Source organism: Sphingomonas sp. BAUL-RG-20F-R05-02 (assembly GCF_022662305.1).
Lineage (GTDB): Bacteria > Pseudomonadota > Alphaproteobacteria > Sphingomonadales > Sphingomonadaceae > Sphingomonas.
On the sequence record NZ_JAKNQH010000002.1, the window covers coordinates 203,839 to 220,025 of the forward strand.

Here is a 16,187-nt window from a genome sequence, read left to right on the forward strand (position 1 = left end):
GAGACGGGATTAAATCCGGAAGGTCAAACCAATCTCACTACGGATTTCGTCGAAGGGATTTCCGAGGATCGTCGAATCGGCGCTGCGGTTGCCGTACTTCAGCGAAGCATCGACCACGACCCGGCGTGACGAGAGATACTGCGCGCCGAGCCCTAGCTGATAGGACTTCGCCGTCAGGCCTGACTGGATGTAGCTTTGCTTGAAACGTTCCGCGATCACGTCGACCAGGACGCTGTGCCAGATCTCGCGATCCACCCGCAGCGTGAGCCGGTTATTCCAGTAAGCACCACCGGTATAGAGGCTGGTGACCTCTAGCGTCCGGCGCGCGCCGAGCAGCACGGTCGTCAACCGGGATGGGAAGACCTCAACCCTCGCTTCGACCGAAACACCGCCGACCGGTTTGTAGTTCGGCGCGGTGAAGGTCTGGTGCGTATAGCCGACGCCGACGGAGCCGCGTGCGAACCCGGGATCGTCGAAATTGAACCCACTCAGCACGCGATATGCGGTTGAACCGAGGTTCGGCAGCGTCGCGCTCAACTGCGTCTTGAACGCCTGATCCGCGTAGGATGCCTGCACGAAGAACGCCAGATCGGGCGAGCGGGCATATTCGAACTGACCGGTCGCGCGCGTGACGTTGCGGTCGCGGTTTTCCTGGCTGCGGACTCCGCCGGCTAGCAACGGCAGCGGTTTGAAGCGGAACAGTGCATAGTCGGTCGCGAAGGTCAGCCGCATCCGCCCGACCTGATTGACCGCGCGCAGGCTGACGAAGTCGCGGCGATACCGCGACAGCGCGGCCACGGTCGGCACCGTTTCGCCCGAGAACTGGTTTTCGGTAAGCTGCGCCGAAATCTCCTCGAGCGTGACGGTGGTAAAGCGGCCGAGGTCGACGCGGCCCCGCGCGTCGGTCTGCCAGGTCGTCTCGTTACGGCGCGGCTGGCCGATATATTGTCGAAACGTGCCCGTTCCCGACAGCATCAACTGATGACGGTTCCAGCGCGAAATCAGTTCCGCGGCTGGGGTCGTGGTCAGGAATGTCGAGGCGACGGGGTCAACGGTGTAATAGGTATTCGAAGTGGCACCTGCCCCGGATTTGATCGACGGCAACAGATCGAACGAATTGATCCGAATCCCGACCGGATCATACGCCTTGCGCGGCAGTTCGAGCACGCTCTGGTTGCGGCCACGGTCGAAGCCCGGTGGGATCACCGGCGGAAGCAATAAGGATTCGCCGACCTGAGCCTGCGCGGAGCCGACCACCAACACCGGCAACGCCGCACAGATCAGCAGCCGCGTAGCCAGCGCCCTGCCAAGTGAGTCAACGCCCGTAACGATGCCCGACCGAATCAAGCGGCCGCAACCCTCCGTTGAGGGCCTGCAACCGATCAGAAGAAGCGTTCCCCGATACGCACCGTATCGCCCGGATAGATCCGCAGGTTCAGCATCGCTTGGTAGGTTTCCTCCACGGCCGCACCCTCACGCCGGATATGAACCGTGTAGCGGTCAGCACGGGGCGTGAACCCTTGCGCGGTTGCGATCGCGTTGAACGCCGTCAAGCCGATCGAGTAAGGATATTGTCCCGGCGTGGTGACTTCACCCAGGATGAAGAACGGCCGAAAGCCGACCACTTCCATATTGACCTGTGGGTTGCGAAGGTAGCCGGCGCCGTACCGGGCGGCGGCATCGCTGGCCACGTCCTCGACCCGCCGCCCAAGCGCGGGGGTCTCCCCGATCAGCGGCAGCGCCATCGTGCCGTTGGGGCCGACCAAGAACTCTCCCGACATGTCGGGCTCACGGAACACAGACATACGAACCTTGTCACCGATACCAAGCCGGTAATCGGTGACGCCCGATCGATCGGAGACGTAGCATTCGCCCGTCGAGATGACGTTGCCGCCGTGCCCGCCGCACCCTGCCACCAGGACGAGGACGCACAACACTATCGCTGATCGGATTCCCACTAAAGCTCCCGTCACAGCGCTCTGCGGCGCGAATTGTGCTGTGCAACAATTGGCACAGCCAAGTACGGCAGGCAATATACCGCGCCATCTTGTTGCGGCGCAGCGTCGCGGGTCGCGCAACCGGCGTACGCGAAACCTGCCGATCGCAACGCGCGCCTGTGTGTCGTGAACCGAAGATCAACCAGCATGTTCGGCAGCATCGCAATTCGATGTAACGCGATGATGCTCCGCGCACAGGTTTGACGGCACACAATCTCACCACCATAGGCTTCGGTCCGGTAAGTAGGCTGCGCAACACGCAACCATACTTTCGGTACCAGTCGAGCTTGTCGCGGTCGGTTTTACCGGTGTCCCGTTCTGAAGAAGAGTCGCCTTGAAGATCGTCTTTGTGCCTGGATCGGACGGGTGCCGCATACGGGATAACGCTGCCGGCCAGTTGTGCACCACGGTGTCTCGCGCGCACCTCTCACGGGTGTGCGGCAGCGTTCCGGCATGACGCGATCGCTCATCATCCTCGGCATCCGCGGCATCCCCGCCGCGCACGGCGGGTTCGAGACGTTTGCGGAACGCCTCGCGCTTTGGCTGCGTGATCGCGGCTGGACCGTAACCATCTATTGCCAGGGTTCCGCCAGCGGCAAGCGCGAAGAGGACGAGTGGGAGGGCATTCGCCGCATCCACATGCCGGTGAGGGCCAAAGGGCCGCTCGGGACCATCCAGTTCGACATCGCCTCTGCGGCGGACTCGCTGAAGATTCCCGGCACGATCCTGACGCTCGGATACAACACCGGTTTCCTAAGCGGCTATCTGCGTGCGCGGCGGCGCGTTAACCTCATCAACATGGACGGGCTGGAGTGGAAGCGCGCCAAATACACCGTCGGGCCGCGCGTGTTCCTGTGGGTCAACGAGCGGTTGGCCGCACTGTCGGGCAACGCCCTGATCGCCGATCATCCGTCGATCGCCGATCACCTTGCCACCCGCGCGCCGCGCGCCAAGACGGTGGTGATCCCCTATGGTGGCGATCGGTTGGTCGACCGGCCGACCGCACCGCTCGCGCGCTTCGGGATCGAGCCCAACCGCTTCTTCACGCTGATCGCCCGGCCCGAGCCGGAGAATTCCGTTCTGGAGATCGTTCGCGCATTCTCTCGCAAGAAGCGTGGTGTCAAACTGGTGCTGCTCGGCAAATACGACCGCGCCAACCCCTATCACGCGACGGTGCTTGAGGCGGCGGGCCCGGAAGTGATCATGCCCGGTGCGATCTATGAACGGCTCACGGTCGACGCGCTACGGGCGCACAGCGCGGCGTATCTTCACGGCCATTAGGTCGGCGGCACCAACCCGTCGCTGGTCGAGGCGCTCGGCGCGGGCAACGCCATCATCGCGCATGATAACCGCTTCAATCGATGGGTCGCCGCGGACGCAGGGCTCTACTTCGCATCGGAGGATCAGATTTCCGACCTCATGGACCAGATCATCGCGTCCGAGCCGTTGCGCGCCGAACTGCGCACCGCCGCCGTTGCGCGCTGGCGGGAAGAGTTCACCTGGGACATGGTGCTGTCGAAATACGAAGCCTTGATCGAGAAATGGTCGGACTGACGCCCTTCCTGCCGGTCCGGACAACCGCTAGTCGACCGGGACACCCGCGATCCGCGCGATCAGCGCGATCTGGTTGGCGACGCCAACATCGCCGAACAGCCGGCGCACCTCGGCACGTCCTGCCGGCGCATGCGGATCGGCCAGCGCCGAGACGATCGCGTTGGCAAAGCCGGCTGCATCGTCGTGTACCTGGAACTGCCCGTCGACCTCCGGGCCGAACCCCTGCGCACCGATGGTCGTCGTGACGATCGGTGCGTCATAGCGCAGCATGTCGATCGACTTCACGTTGACGCCGCTACCCGACAGGATCGGATTGATCAGCACGCGGCCGTTCGCCAGAATCCCGTCGGCGCTCGGCGCGTTCGGTATCAATTCGATATTCGGCGCGCGCGCGAATATCGCCAACGCCGCCGCGCTCGGGTTGGCACCCGCGAACACGATGCTGAGACCCGGCCGCGCCGCCCGGAGATGCGGCAACACCGCATCGATGAACCAGCCGATGCCGCGCAGGTTGTTAGGCAGGCGCAGGTTGCCGATATAGGCGATGTCCCAGCGTTTTTCCGCCGGTGGCAGGATCGTCACCGCCCCGGCATCGGGGAAGACGGTCGGCACCCACGAAATCCGCTCGATCCCGCGTCCGCGCCAGAACGCCACGTCGTCGGCGGAGATATCGAATGTCCAGGCGACGCGACGCACGAGCGCGTCTTCATACCGCTCCAGGCCAAATCGCGCGATGGTCCACGCCAGCTTCGAGCGCAGGCTGGTGGTCGCCGCCGCCTGCTGGGCGAGATAGCGATGTTCGATGTTATGGCCGCGCAGGATCGCCGGCACCCCGCACGCCCGCGCGAGCGCCTCGCCGAGCACGCAGCCATAGATGTTGTCGATCACCACCGCCGCCGGTGCGAACGCCATCGCCTCGCCGGTCAGCCGCTTCCGCGTCGCCGCATCCGGAATGCGCGAGGCGACATGGCTGGGGTAGCGGCCGAGCCGAGCGATCCGTGCCGCCAGCGCGCGCGGGCTGTGCGGGATTGGCAACACGTCGATCGCCTCGAATGTGTCGCGCAACACGCGTTCGTCCTCGGGTGAAACCGGTGGATCGTTGGGCGACCGCCAGCAGATCAGCCGCAACCGCCAGTCCTGTGCGGCAAATGCGCGCCAGCGATGATACTGATCCACCTTGTGGCCGTGATTGGGCGGATACGGCAAATCGTTGGTCAGGACGATCAGGCGCTTGTCGGCGACCATGTCAGTTCCCCTGCGCGATCGGCGCGGGCGCCTGACCGGCCAGCATCGTCGCGGCCACATCGGCGATGCGGCGCATGTAGAGGCGTTCATCGAAACACTCGGCGAAACGCGCCTGCCCTGCCCGGCCCTCCGTCACCGCCAGCGCAGGATCGGCAAGATAGCGCTGTATCGCGGCCGCCAGCGCTGCGGGGCTACCGGGGGTGACGTGCGTCCCGGTCACCCTATCGACAACGATCTCGGCAAGCCCGCCATGCCCCGCAGCCACCACCGCACAACCTGCTGCCATCGCCTCGATCGCGACGAGGCCGAATGGCTCGGGCTCGGTCGAGGGCACCGCGACCACGTCGGCCCATCGATAGTGTTCGGCAGGATCGGGCGTGAACGGCATCACCGTGACGCAATCCTGCAGATTCAGCCGCTCGATACGATCGCTAATCGCGTCGGCGAAGTGGTCCTGCCCCTCGTAGGCGCTGCCGACCAGCCGCACCGCCAGCCGCGCGCGCTCCTCCGGTTCGAGCAGCGCAAGCGCGTCGAGCAGCAGCGGCTGACCTTTCCAGGCGTTGAAACGCCCGATCAGCAGCAACTGCAACGGCCCGGCGCTGACCCCGCGAGACAGGACCGGCACGGCGCGCGTACCGTTCCAGACGATAACGGCGGGCTTCGCGTCGAGCCAGCGAAAGCCGCGACGGGTCGCGTCGGAAATATACACCAGCACACTGCGCGACAGCCACAGCAGCGCGGAAAACGCGATCCGCGCCACGCCGGTCGGCAGTTCGTGGACATGGATGAGAACACGCCTGCTCTGCAACCGGCTCGCCAGCAGATGATCGAGCACCACTACCGTGTTGATATAGGTGAGGTCATGTGCGGCTATCGCACGCCGCGCACGGCGTACCGCCGCGATCAGCGCGGGCAAGCGAAGCAGGAACTGCGGGCCGAACTCACTGCGGCGTAGCACGAAAATGTCCTGATACCGGATATCCTTCACGATCTCCGACATGGGTTCAGACAGCGGGCCGGGTCCGGGCAGCACCACCGTGATCCGTGCCGCAGGCCACCGTTCCCGCAGCGCCCGCACCGATTGCAGGAACGTGCGATCGGAACCGTAAAGTTCGCGATTAGGGTGAACGCACAGGATCGACGGCGCTTCTGTCGCGACCACGTCCCCCATTCGGTTCACAGCGCGGCGCGGCGCAGCAGCGGCTGCCACCAATCCTCGCGGGCGAGGTACCAGGCCAGCGTCTCGGCGAACCCTAGCGGGAAATCACGCTTGGGCTCGTAGCCGAGTCCGCCCCGGATCTTGGTCTCGTCGATCGCGTAGCGGCGGTCGTGCCCTTTACGATCGGTGATATAGGTCTTTAGCTCAAGGCTCGACCCGCCGTTTGCCGCCGGTGCATTGGGAAACCGCTTGGCAAGGTCCGGATCGGCGGCGAAGGCGGCGTCGACACCGCGGCAGATCTCCTCGATCACCGCAACGTTGGGCAGTTCCTGCCCGCCGCCGACGTTGTAGACCTCGCCGACGCGGCCTTTCTTCAGGATCAGCTCGATCGCGTAGCAATGGTCCTCGACGTGCAGCCAGTCGCGCACGTTCATGCCGTCGCCGTAGATCGGCAGGTTACGGCCGGACAGAGCATTCAGCGTGAACAGCGGGATCAGCTTTTCGGGAAACTGGAACGGGCCGTAGTTGTTCGAGCAGTTGCTGGTGGTCGTCTCAAGGCCGTAGGTGTGGTGATAGGCCCGCACGAGATGGTCGGACCCGGCCTTGGACGCTGAATAGGGTGAGTTCGGTGCGTAGGCCGTCGTCTCGCTGAAGGCGGCATCGTCGGGGTCGAGCGAGCCGTACACTTCGTCGGTCGAGACATGGTGGAAGCGGTGCGGACGGCCGGTGCCGGAGTCCAGCCACGCCGTCTTCGCCGCCTTCAGCAGGCTGTGCGTGCCGACCACGTTGGTGGTGACGAACGCATCCGGCCCTGTGATCGAACGGTCGACATGGCTCTCGGCGGCGAAATGGACGAGCGTGTCGACCCCGCGCTCACGAAGCAACCTGCCGACCAGATTGGTATTGCAGATATCCCCCTCGACGAGATCGACCTGATCGAGCCCGTCGAGATTGGCGCGGTTGCCCGCATAGGTCAGCGCATCAAGCACGACGATGCCATCGTCCGGGTTCACCTTGCGCCAGTGATGCACGAAGTTTGCGCCGATGAAGCCGGCGCCGCCGGTCACGAGAATGGTGGTCATAGCGTTTGCGATCCTACCAGGGCGATCGGATGTGTCGTTGAAGCGCTGTTCGTCATGGCGATACGCCGCGCCTCACAATTGGTCTGGCAGTGCGCGCGCTGGCGTTCGGCATGGTCCTGTCCAGTATTGCAAGAAAGTCCGGCAGCAGCAGGTCATCCCCGAATGCGGTAAGATGATGCGTATCGTAGTAGATCGGCTTGCCGTCTTTGTAGCCATTGCAGAAATGAGCGTCACACAGCATCGGCAACGGGTCCCACAAGTAAATCGCAGGCAGATGCTGCTGGATCGACACCAGCGCGGCGAGCGGACGGCTGCGGCGTTGTTCGATCTCCGCGCGCGGTACGCGCCAGCCGGGGCGGCAGTAATCGTTGTTGCGGTTGAACCAATCGGCGCAGCGGAACACCGCGGTCGGCATATTAGGCTTGGGCGCCTCTAGGATGATCGACAGCCCTTGCTTCAGGAAACCGCCCAGCAGTGCCTGCGACCGTGCGATCTTTGCCGGGTCGAGCGGCAACTCCGCCTTGCCCAGACCCGTGTCGGCGGGAACCGCATCGTCCCAAATCTTGCGGTAGAGCGGCGTATACAGGCCGGGCAGGAACAGCAGATCGCCCGGCTTCGCTGCCGCACGCACTTCGGCCAGCGCAGCGTCGCGGAAGCCTTCGCAGCCGGCAGGAAGCATCGCATCGTCGATATCGAGCATGCGGCAACCGCCCGACCAGTACAGCACGATCGGGGTCGCGCGTCGCGCCGCGACGTGGTTCATCATCAACTGATAGGCGCCCGCATGGGAATCGCCGACGACGAAGATGCGGTGCGGCGCTACCGACGCGCAGGTCGGACGATAGCTGATTTTCAGGCCGGTGCCGAAATCGGCGCTGCTCCGCGCGATCGGACAGGTTCCGGCCGGCTCGGCGACAGCAACCCGAGCAGGATCCCAGATCTCGACATTGTTCGACGCGGCAAGGCCAAGACGCGGTTTTTCATGCAGCAACGCAAGACAAGCACCGGCGATCGCGACCCCGACCAAAGCGTAGATCCCGAAAAATAACGGCGTTCCCAGCGCGAGCAGACGGAGGTCATGCCGCAGCGGCCGCTCGACGAAGTGATAGCTCATCAGTGCGAGCGCCAGCATCAACACAACGGCGATCAATTGCAGCGGCAGCCTATCGAGGCCAACCGTCCACCGCATCAGCACCACCACGCCCCAATGCCACAGGTAGAGCGAGTAACTGAGATCTCCAAAAAAGCGTAACCCGCGTAATTGGAGCAGTCGGTCAAGCCAACCGCCCGGGGCAAGCCAGACGATCGCGATCACCACGACGGTCGCGAAACACGGCACCAGCGCGCCCGGCCACGGAAAAGCGTCTGCAGATGTAAGAACGAGGCTCGCCAGCAACGCGCCCAACACCGCCACCGAACCGGCTGCTACGACGTGGCTGCGACCGGGCACGGCCACGCCGCGTACCAGTCGCAAGCCCCGATAGCGCAGCAGAAAGCCGATCCCCAGTTCCCACAAGCGCGTCGGCAGCATGTAGAAGGCAAAGGCCGGCCAGCGGTGCGTGAAGTACCATGCCGAGGCGAGCGACAGCAGGCAGGCGACGACCACCGCCGCGACGGACAACGTCCTCACGCGCGCGCTGCTCGGCTTCCTGACAATCAACCAATAGGAGAAGATGGGGAACAGGACGTAATATTGCTCCTCCACCGCCAGCGACCATGTATGCGTGAAGGTATTGTTCTCACTGGACGTCGCAAAATAACTTCCGGCTTTCCAGAGCAATACGACGTTGCTGGCACCTAACAATGCGGCGATACCGGTCGCTTCGACATATCGGGTCACATCCGACGTCGGCAACACCAGAATCCCAACGGCCACCACCACCAGCACATAAAGGTAGATGGCCGGCAGGATGCGCAGGAAGCGGCGACGGTAGAACCAGCAGAAATACGCGCGGAAGGAACTGATCCGAACGTCCGAAACCGAGTGCGCGACCACGAACCCGGAGATCACGAAGAACACGTCCACGCCGACAAAGCCACCGGGCAGCCAGTGCGGGTTGATGTGGAATACCACCACCGACAACACCGCAATCGCGCGCAAGCCGCTGATTCCGCCGATAAACCGCGATCGTGCGCTGGACGCGACATTGAGACCGGCAGACGCCGCCACGCGGTCAGCCATGCGTTACGATTTCGGCGATCATGGTGCGCAGGTTGGCGCGCCAGTGCGGTGTCGGGTGGCCGAGCACGGCGAAGGTTGAGGTTTTGTCCAGCACCGAATAGCCTGGCCGCGTCGCGGGGCCCGCAAAGTCGCTGGTCGCGATCGGGATCACCGGCGCTTGCGTGGACAAGAGGCCAGCGGCAAGCGCTTCCTCCTGAATGGCAACGGCGAAGTCGTACCAGCTCGCCACGCCCGCATCGGTGTAATGGTGGATGCCGGTGACGCCCTGCCCCGCCATCGCCCACAGCGCTGCGGCGAGGCCGGGCGCATAGGTGGGCGTGCCGATCTGGTCGGCGACGACGCGCACTTCGGGGCGTTCGCGCATCAGGCGGAGCATCGTGCGCACGAAATTGCCGCCGGTTGGCGCATACACCCAGGCGGTGCGCACGATCAGCGCGCCGGAACCGGCCAGCCGCTCCCCGGCGAGCTTGGTGCGACCATAGGCGCTTAAGGGGTTGGTCGCGGCAGTGGGCGCGTAGGGCGTGCCGGCCTGGCCGTCGAACACAAAGTCGGTCGAGACATGCACCAGCTTGGCACCATGCTTCTCGGCGGCATCGGCGAGGAGGCCGACCGCCGTCGCGTTGGCGGCATAAGCCGAAGCTTCGTCGCTTTCGGCTTTGTCCACAGCGGTATAGCCAGCGGCGTTGAGGATCAGATCGGGCGTTTCCGTCGCAACCACCGCGTAGACGCTGGCCGCATCGGTGATGTCGAGCGTGGTGCGCTCAAGGGCCACAAGCCCGACACCTTCGGGCGCGGTGACGGCGAGACAACGGCCGAGCTGGCCACCCGCGCCGACGATCAGCGCCTTCATGCAAAACCCTCGATCTCGGCAAGCGGCGTGCCGGCGATGTCCCTCGCGGACAAGTTGAGCTCGATCCCGTCCAGCGGCCAGTCGATGCCGAGCGCGGGGTCGTTCCACAGCAGCGAATGTTCGCTCGCCGGCTCATAGAGCGCGGTGCACTTGTAGAGGAAGTCGGTATCATCCTCGAGCGTGAGGAAGCCATGCGCGAAGCCGGGCGGCACCCAGAACATCCGCTTGTTGGCGGCCGACAGCTCGACGCCAACCCACTTGCCGAAGTTGGGCGACGAGCGGCGCACGTCGACCGCGACGTCCCACACTGCACCTGCGGTCACCCGCACCAGCTTGCCCTGTGGATTGGGGTTCTGGAAGTGTAGCCCGCGCAGCACGCCCTTGGCCGAACGGCTGTGATTGTCCTGCACAAGCGCGAAGTCGAGCCCGCCATCGCGGAACTTGGCGGCGTTCCAGCTTTCGAGGAAGAAGCCGCGCTCGTCACCGAACACCGCCGGCTCGACGATGATCGGCCCGGGAATGGCAGTCTCGATGAACTTCATGCAATCACCTTGCCGTCGAGCAGATCGAGCAGATACTGGCCGTAGCCGCTCTTGCGCAAAGGCCCGGCGATGCGTTCGAGCTGGGCGTCGTCGATAAAGCCCTGTCGCCAGGCGATCTCCTCGGGGCAGGCGATCTTGAGGCCCTGCCGCTCCTCGGTGATCCGCACGTAGAGTGCTGCATCGAGCAGCGAGCCGTGCGTGCCGGTGTCGAGCCAGGCATAACCACGTCCCATGATCTCGACCGAAAGCTTGCCGGCTTCCAGATAGAGCCGATTGAGATCGGTGATCTCGAACTCTCCGCGCGGGCTTGGCTTGAGATCCCGCGCCAGCGCAACCGCATCACGGTCGTAGAAGTACAGCCCGGTCACCGCGTAGTTGGACTTCGGCTGCTCGGGCTTCTCCTCAATCGTCTTGGCGCGGCCTTGGGCATCGAACGACACGACGCCGTAAGCGGTCGCATCCTTGACGTAGTAGCCGAACACTGTCGCGCCTGCATCACGGTCGGAGGCGCGGCGCAGCAGGGCGGGCAGGCCATGGCCGTAGAAGATGTTGTCGCCGAGCACGAGCGCCGAGGGCGTGTCACCAACGAAGTCGGCGCCGATATGATACGCCTGCGCAAGACCCGCCGGCTCGCGCTGTACCGCATACTCGAGCACCATGCCGAGCTCGCTACCGTCGCCGAGCAGTGCCTTGAACGCCGCCTGATCGTGCGGGGTGGTGATGATGAGCACCTCGCGGATCCCCGCCATCATCAGCGTCGACAGTGGGTAATAGATCATCGGCTTGTCGTAGATAGGCATGAGCTGCTTCGACACGCCCTTGCTCAGCGGATACAGTCGCGTGCCCGAGCCGCCCGCGAGAATCACACCCTTGCGCAAAGTCGACCCCTGTTGTTGCTGTGTTCTACGTACCTGACCGGCTACAGGCTGTAATGCAGCATTCCAAACCGCTAGAACTTTGATGATCAACGGCTATCGCTAGGCGGTTACACAGTGCCCGGATCAGCATACCAGCATCGCCGACACGCCTTATACCGGCGTTCACACCGCCGGAAAGACCGTTTCAGGATCATCCCGCCACCAAAGTGGGACTGGTAATTACCGGCGCAGCGGTACTCATCAGGCGCCACCCGGTTGGCAGATAATCGACCGACATATAGAAGTAGAAGGCGCAACTTCCGTCATGGCGGTAGCTGCCGCCTTTCAGAATGCCGAACGCGGTCGTGCCGCTGAACACCGGTGCACCGCTGTCGCCGCCCTTGCAGGTCGGCCCCGCCACCGTGACCCAGTTGGGCAGACACGCTCCGCCGCACAACTCACCGCCCGGCGCGAAATCCGTCAGCTCGACCAGCGCGCAGCTATACCCGGTGCGTTCGCCGCGGTGGCACACGAAGTCGCCCGCCCGTGTCGACGCACGCGCGCGCTGGGCCGCAACCGGCCGCTCGATGGTGCGCGCGGCATCCACGAAGAACAGCGGATCGAGCGGTGTCGCGCTGAGGTTGATCTGCACATCCTGATAGCCCCAGCCCCATTGGCCGAGGTAATCGAGCGGCACCGTGCCGCCGTGCGGCTCACGGTAGCTCAAAACATCCGGACAATGGGCCGCGGTCGTGACGCCGAAGCGCGTCCCGTCGGTCACGGTAAACCCGGTCGTGCAGTAATAGCGGCGGCCGTCCTCGGGATTGATCCCCTCCACGCGCGCGCCGCCTTCGGGCGACAGGTTGATCTCGCGGCTTTCGATCTGGCGGATGCGGACCGGCACGCCGGCGATCGCGCTCATGCGCGCGCGGATCGCCGACTGTTCCGCTGGCGTCGCGCTGCCAATCGCGATCACGAGTTCGCCGGTGCGCGGGTCGAGCCCCATGCTGGGCGGAGAAGGGAGCGCAGCGCGGATCGCGGCCTGATGGTTGGTCATCGCCCACAACACCTGCTCGCGCGTCGCCTTGGCGCCAGTACGGAACAGCACGGGCACGCGCATACCAGCAGCGTCGATCACTTCGGGCGGAACCGCCGCCGTACCGGTCAGCGCGACAATGATGCGGTACTGCGGCCGATGCTCGATCGCGATACCGGCAAGACGCGCGCGAAAGCGCTCCGCCAGCGCATCGGTGGCAGTTACGCTCGCGGCTTGCGCGCGCAAGCGCCGGATCGCTTCCTCGATCGGCACATCATATTGCCGCGCATATTCGGCGCCGTCCTGAAGCAGCGACTGGCTTTCACTCTGCGGTCCTGGCTCGGGTAGCGGCTGGCTCATCGCCGACGACAGAATTTGCGCACGGGCGACGCAGGCCCAGCCAAGCAAGGCGAACAACAGCAAAGCGAGGGTGAGGCGGCGCACGGTTCCGCCGCCTTAGCAGAGCCCAACGATCCGCACAGCCTCCCCGCGCGTTTCACACCGCTGAGCGCCACGTTGCCCGTATCGCCTCCTGCGCGTAGAGCGTCACCATGCCTGATCCCCGCCCCGCGCCCGCTTATCATTTCACGCCCGGCACCGGTCCGGCAATCGTGTTCCTGCCCGGCTACGCCTCGGACATGACCGGCGCCAAGGCGCTCGCGATCGAAGCCTGGGCGAAGGCGAGCGGCCGCGCCTTCCTGCGCTTCGACTATGGCGGCTGCGGCGCGAGCGAGGGCGTGTTCGAGGAGCAGACGCTGGCGAACTGGCGCGACGACACGCTCGAACTGCTTGATCAGGTGGTGGGTGCGCCGGCGGTGCTGGTCGGATCGTCGATGGGGGGCTGGCTGATGCTGCTGATCGCGCGCGACCACCCCGAAAAGGTCGCGGCGCTGGTCGGCATCGCGCCCGCGCCCGATTTCACCGATTGGGGCTTCACCATCGAGGAGAAGCTGGCACTTCTGTCCGGTGGTCGGCTTGAGCGGCCATCGCCCTATGCACCGACCCCGACCGTCTACTCGCGCGCGTTCTGGCAATCGGGCGAGGCCAACCGGCTGATGTTCGGGCCGATCGCCATCGACGTACCGGTGCGGCTGATCCACGGCTTGCAGGACCGCGACGTGCCGTGGAACCGCAGCGTGCGGCTGGTCGAGCTGATCCGTTCACCCGATGTGCAGCTTACCTTCGTCAAGGACGGCGACCACCGGCTTTCGCGCGATGGCGACATCGCCCGTCTGATCGGCCTGATCCAACAAGTGATGCCCGCCGCATGATGCTCGCAATGGTTCTCGCCACACAAGCCCCGACAGCGCTGACCGCCGACATCTCTCCGGTGCGGCAACGCTACGAACATTGCTTGGAGCTCGCCGCCAAGGACCCGCCCGCGGCGGAGAAGGAAGCGACCAGCTGGATGCTGGGCGGCGGCACCTTTCTCGCGCATCAGTGCCTCGGTCTTTCCTACACCACACGCGATCGCTGGTCGGCGGGTGCGGCCGAGTTCGAGATCGCCGCGCGTGGCGCCGATGTCGCGCGCGACGACCGCGCGGCGTATTTCTGGGCGCAGGCCGGCAACGCCTGGCTCGCTGCCAAGGACGCGAGCAAGGCACGCGCGGACCTCGACGCCGCGCTCAGCCCGCACACGCTGGTCGGGCTGCAAAGCGGCGAGGCCTATCTTGACCGCGCGCGCGCCTATGTGGCGACCGGCGACATGGCGGCGGCGCGCGCCGATCTCGACCATGCCGTCGTCGAGGCGGACCGCGATCCGCTTGCTTGGCTGCTCTCCGCGACGCTGGCACGCCGCACCGGCGATCTGGCGCGCGCGAAAAAGGACATCGCCGAGGCGCTCGCGCGCGCGTCGGACGATGCCTCGGTGCAGTTGGAAGCCGGCAACATCGCCGCCAAGGATGGCGACGAGGCGGGCGCCAAGGCCGCTTGGGGCCGCGCCGCCGCACTCCAGCCAGGCAGCGCCGCCAACAAGAGCGCCATCGCCGCGCTGGCGCAATTCGACACGCCCAATACACCCTGAGGGTGGCGCGGCGTGGTCCGCGCACCTATTTGCGGGGGCGTCACAACAGGAGCCCTTGCGGTGAAATATCTCCACACCATGATCCGCGTTACCGATCCGGCAGCGACGGTGAAGTTCTTCAACCTGCTCGGGCTTGAGGAAGTGCGGCGGATCGACAGCGAAAAAGGCCGCTTCACGCTGATCTTCCTGGCAGCACCCGGGCAGCAGGGCGTCGCCGAGGTCGAGTTGACGCACAATTGGGACCCGGAAAGCTATAGCGGCGGGCGCAATTTCGGCCACCTCGCCTTTCAGGTCGACGATATCTACGACACATGCCAGCGGTTGATGGACGCTGGCGTGACGATCAACCGCCCACCCCGCGACGGCCATATGGCGTTCGTGCGTACGCCCGACGACATCTCGATCGAGCTGCTCCAGAACGGCCATCTCGAACCCGCCGAGCCGTGGGCGTCGATGCCGAACACCGGCGTCTGGTAAGCACATGACCGACCTCGAGATCGTCCGCGTGGCGGCGCTCACCGACAATTACATCTGGCTGATCCACGACCCCGTTTCGGACGAGACGGTGGTGGTCGATCCCGGCGAGGCGGCACCCGCGCTCGCCGAGGCCACACGGCGCGGCTGGACGATCGGGCAGGTGTGGAACACGCACTGGCACGCCGATCATACCGGCGGCAATGCCGAGGTAAAGGCGGCGACCGATGCGATCTTCAGCGGCCCGGCGGCGGAGGCGGCCAAGATCCCGACCCTCGACGTGAAGCTTGCAGAGGGCGATACGGTGCGGATCGGCAGCCATGTCGCGCAGGTGATCGCCGCGCCGGGGCATACCGCCGGGCACATCCTGTTCCACCTTGCCGGCGATGCGGTGCTGCTCGCCGGCGACACGCTGTTCGCAATGGGGTGCGGCCGGTTGTTCGAAGGCACGCCGGAACAGATGTTCGCCAACATGCAGCATCTCGCTACGCTGCCGGATGAGACGCAGGTGTTCTGCGCACACGAATATACCCAGTCGAACGGCCGCTACGCGCTGGTCGCGGAGCCGGACAACAGCGACATTGTGGCGCGAATGCGCGACGTCGATGCGCTGCGGGCCGCCGGCGAAGCGACGGTGCCGACCACCATCGCGCTGGAACGCGCGACCAACCCGTTCCTGCGGGCCGCGGATGTGCAGCAGTTCGCCAGACGACGCGCGGAGAAGGATAGTTTCCGGGGGTAGCGGCGTTGTAGCCAAGTCTCGCAACCGGAGGAACCGCGCGTGTACCGCTTCATCCTGCCCGTCGTTCTGCTCTGCGCCGGCACTGCCGCCTTATCGTCCGATCATGGCGTCGCGGCGCGCAAGGCCGCGGATCGCGCCAAGCTCGACAAGGCGCTCGCCGGACTGGTACCGGGCAAGCCACAGCAGTGTCTGGACGCGCGCGACGCGGCCGGTACCGAGCGGATCGGCAACACGATCCTGTACAAGCAATCCCGCAGGCTGATTTACCGCGCCGACACCAACGGCGGTTGCTACGGCCTCGACCGGGGCGACGCGATCGTTTCGCAGCAATTCGGCTCGCAATTGTGCGCGGGCGATCCGATCCGTACGATCGATCTGCTCAGCCATATACCGAGTGGCGTGTGCACGATCCGATCGTTCGTGCCATACCGCGCACCGAAGTGA

General features: G+C 65.1%; 17 protein-coding genes. 7 read left to right on the forward strand and 10 right to left on the reverse strand.

Annotation, left to right across the window (positions count from 1 at the left end; translation table 11 throughout):
* Positions 1-9: 9 nt before the first annotated feature.
* Entirely contained in the window at positions 10-1,347 is a 1,338-nt protein-coding gene (locus tag L8F97_RS05900; RefSeq protein WP_242147503.1) for an outer membrane beta-barrel protein, read from the reverse strand.
* 35 nt (positions 1,348-1,382) lie between these two features.
* Positions 1,383-1,937, reverse strand: coding sequence for a polysaccharide biosynthesis/export family protein (locus tag L8F97_RS05905; protein WP_242148251.1), 555 nt, complete (start codon positions 1,935-1,937; stop codon positions 1,383-1,385).
* 513 nt (positions 1,938-2,450) lie between these two features.
* Between L8F97_RS05905 and L8F97_RS05910 the strand changes: the two genes are divergently transcribed.
* On the forward strand, positions 2,451-3,278 hold the full coding sequence (locus L8F97_RS05910; protein WP_242147505.1) for a DUF1972 domain-containing protein: 828 nt from the start codon (positions 2,451-2,453) through the stop codon (positions 3,276-3,278).
* A 21-nt stretch (positions 3,279-3,299) separates the two neighbouring features.
* Positions 3,300-3,551: a glycosyltransferase gene (locus tag L8F97_RS05915; RefSeq protein ID WP_277924812.1), complete on the forward strand. Its 252-nt coding sequence runs from the start codon at positions 3,300-3,302 to the stop codon at positions 3,549-3,551.
* A 27-nt stretch (positions 3,552-3,578) separates the two neighbouring features.
* Here the strand turns inward: L8F97_RS05915 and L8F97_RS05920 are convergent, their stop codons facing one another.
* The 8 genes from L8F97_RS05920 to L8F97_RS05955 form a co-directional block, all read right to left on the reverse strand.
* Positions 3,579-4,796 (reverse strand): glycosyltransferase, encoded by a 1,218-nt coding sequence (locus L8F97_RS05920; RefSeq protein WP_242147507.1) that lies wholly within the window; start codon positions 4,794-4,796, stop codon positions 3,579-3,581.
* Between the two features lies 1 nt (position 4,797).
* Positions 4,798-5,958 (reverse strand): glycosyltransferase family 4 protein, encoded by a 1,161-nt coding sequence (locus L8F97_RS05925; protein ID WP_242147508.1) that lies wholly within the window; start codon positions 5,956-5,958, stop codon positions 4,798-4,800.
* Between the two features lie 14 nt (positions 5,959-5,972).
* Positions 5,973-7,037, reverse strand: a complete 1,065-nt coding sequence (gene rfbB / locus L8F97_RS05930; protein ID WP_242147510.1) for a dTDP-glucose 4,6-dehydratase — start codon at positions 7,035-7,037, stop codon at positions 5,973-5,975.
* 52 nt (positions 7,038-7,089) lie between these two features.
* Positions 7,090-9,219 carry an acyltransferase family protein gene (locus tag L8F97_RS05935; RefSeq protein WP_242147512.1) on the reverse strand — a complete coding sequence of 710 codons (2,130 nt, stop codon included), beginning with the start codon at positions 9,217-9,219 and terminating at the stop codon, positions 7,090-7,092.
* Positions 9,212-10,069 carry a dTDP-4-dehydrorhamnose reductase gene (gene rfbD, locus L8F97_RS05940; protein WP_242147514.1) on the reverse strand — a complete coding sequence of 286 codons (858 nt, stop codon included), beginning with the start codon at positions 10,067-10,069 and terminating at the stop codon, positions 9,212-9,214. Before rfbD ends, L8F97_RS05935 begins: the two co-directional genes overlap by 8 nt.
* Positions 10,066-10,611, reverse strand: coding sequence for a dTDP-4-dehydrorhamnose 3,5-epimerase (gene rfbC, locus L8F97_RS05945; protein ID WP_242147516.1), 546 nt, complete (start codon positions 10,609-10,611; stop codon positions 10,066-10,068). Before rfbC ends, rfbD begins: the two co-directional genes overlap by 4 nt.
* Complete coding sequence (rfbA, locus tag L8F97_RS05950; protein WP_242147518.1) at positions 10,608-11,489, reverse strand: glucose-1-phosphate thymidylyltransferase RfbA; 882 nt, start codon at positions 11,487-11,489, stop codon at positions 10,608-10,610. The genes rfbC and rfbA overlap by 4 nt, the downstream gene beginning before the upstream one ends.
* A 190-nt stretch (positions 11,490-11,679) precedes the next feature.
* The gene (locus tag L8F97_RS05955; protein WP_242147521.1) at positions 11,680-12,948 is read right to left on the reverse strand and encodes a S1 family peptidase; all 1,269 of its coding nucleotides are present in this window, start codon (positions 12,946-12,948) and stop codon (positions 11,680-11,682) included.
* 107 nt (positions 12,949-13,055) lie between these two features.
* Here L8F97_RS05955 and L8F97_RS05960 point away from each other — a divergent pair, with 107 nt between their 5' ends.
* Genes L8F97_RS05960 through L8F97_RS05980 form a run of 5 tightly spaced genes read left to right on the forward strand, consistent with a single transcriptional unit; the run spans position 13,056 to position 16,187 of the window.
* On the forward strand, positions 13,056-13,775 hold the full coding sequence (locus tag L8F97_RS05960; RefSeq protein ID WP_242147522.1) for an alpha/beta fold hydrolase: 720 nt from the start codon (positions 13,056-13,058) through the stop codon (positions 13,773-13,775).
* Positions 13,772-14,527: a hypothetical protein gene (locus L8F97_RS05965; RefSeq protein WP_242147524.1), complete on the forward strand. Its 756-nt coding sequence runs from the start codon at positions 13,772-13,774 to the stop codon at positions 14,525-14,527. The genes L8F97_RS05960 and L8F97_RS05965 overlap by 4 nt, the downstream gene beginning before the upstream one ends.
* Positions 14,528-14,587: 60 nt before the next feature.
* Entirely contained in the window at positions 14,588-15,004 is a 417-nt protein-coding gene (locus L8F97_RS05970; RefSeq protein ID WP_242147526.1) for a VOC family protein, read from the forward strand.
* A gap of 4 nt (positions 15,005-15,008) precedes the next feature.
* Positions 15,009-15,743 carry a hydroxyacylglutathione hydrolase gene (gene gloB / locus L8F97_RS05975; RefSeq protein ID WP_242147528.1) on the forward strand — a complete coding sequence of 245 codons (735 nt, stop codon included), beginning with the start codon at positions 15,009-15,011 and terminating at the stop codon, positions 15,741-15,743.
* Between the two features lie 39 nt (positions 15,744-15,782).
* Positions 15,783-16,187, forward strand: a complete 405-nt coding sequence (locus tag L8F97_RS05980; RefSeq protein ID WP_242147530.1) for a hypothetical protein — start codon at positions 15,783-15,785, stop codon at positions 16,185-16,187.

What these genes read in the sequence shown, in the direction of transcription:
- gloB (WP_242147528.1), top strand. Translation starts at nt 15,009, where the DNA reads ATGACCGACCTCGAGATCGTCCGCGTGGCGGCGCTCACCGACAATTAC.
- L8F97_RS05920 (WP_242147507.1), bottom strand. Translation starts at nt 4,796, where the DNA reads ATGGTCGCCGACAAGCGCCTGATCGTCCTGACCAACGATTTGCCGTAT.
- rfbB (WP_242147510.1), bottom strand. Translation starts at nt 7,037, where the DNA reads ATGACCACCATTCTCGTGACCGGCGGCGCCGGCTTCATCGGCGCAAAC.
- L8F97_RS05960 (WP_242147522.1), top strand. Translation starts at nt 13,056, where the DNA reads ATGCCTGATCCCCGCCCCGCGCCCGCTTATCATTTCACGCCCGGCACC.
- rfbC (WP_242147516.1), bottom strand. Translation starts at nt 10,611, where the DNA reads ATGAAGTTCATCGAGACTGCCATTCCCGGGCCGATCATCGTCGAGCCG.
- L8F97_RS05935 (WP_242147512.1), bottom strand. Translation starts at nt 9,219, where the DNA reads ATGGCTGACCGCGTGGCGGCGTCTGCCGGTCTCAATGTCGCGTCCAGC.
- L8F97_RS05965 (WP_242147524.1), top strand. Translation starts at nt 13,772, where the DNA reads ATGATGCTCGCAATGGTTCTCGCCACACAAGCCCCGACAGCGCTGACC.
- L8F97_RS05910 (WP_242147505.1), top strand. Translation starts at nt 2,451, where the DNA reads ATGACGCGATCGCTCATCATCCTCGGCATCCGCGGCATCCCCGCCGCG.
- rfbD (WP_242147514.1), bottom strand. Translation starts at nt 10,069, where the DNA reads ATGAAGGCGCTGATCGTCGGCGCGGGTGGCCAGCTCGGCCGTTGTCTC.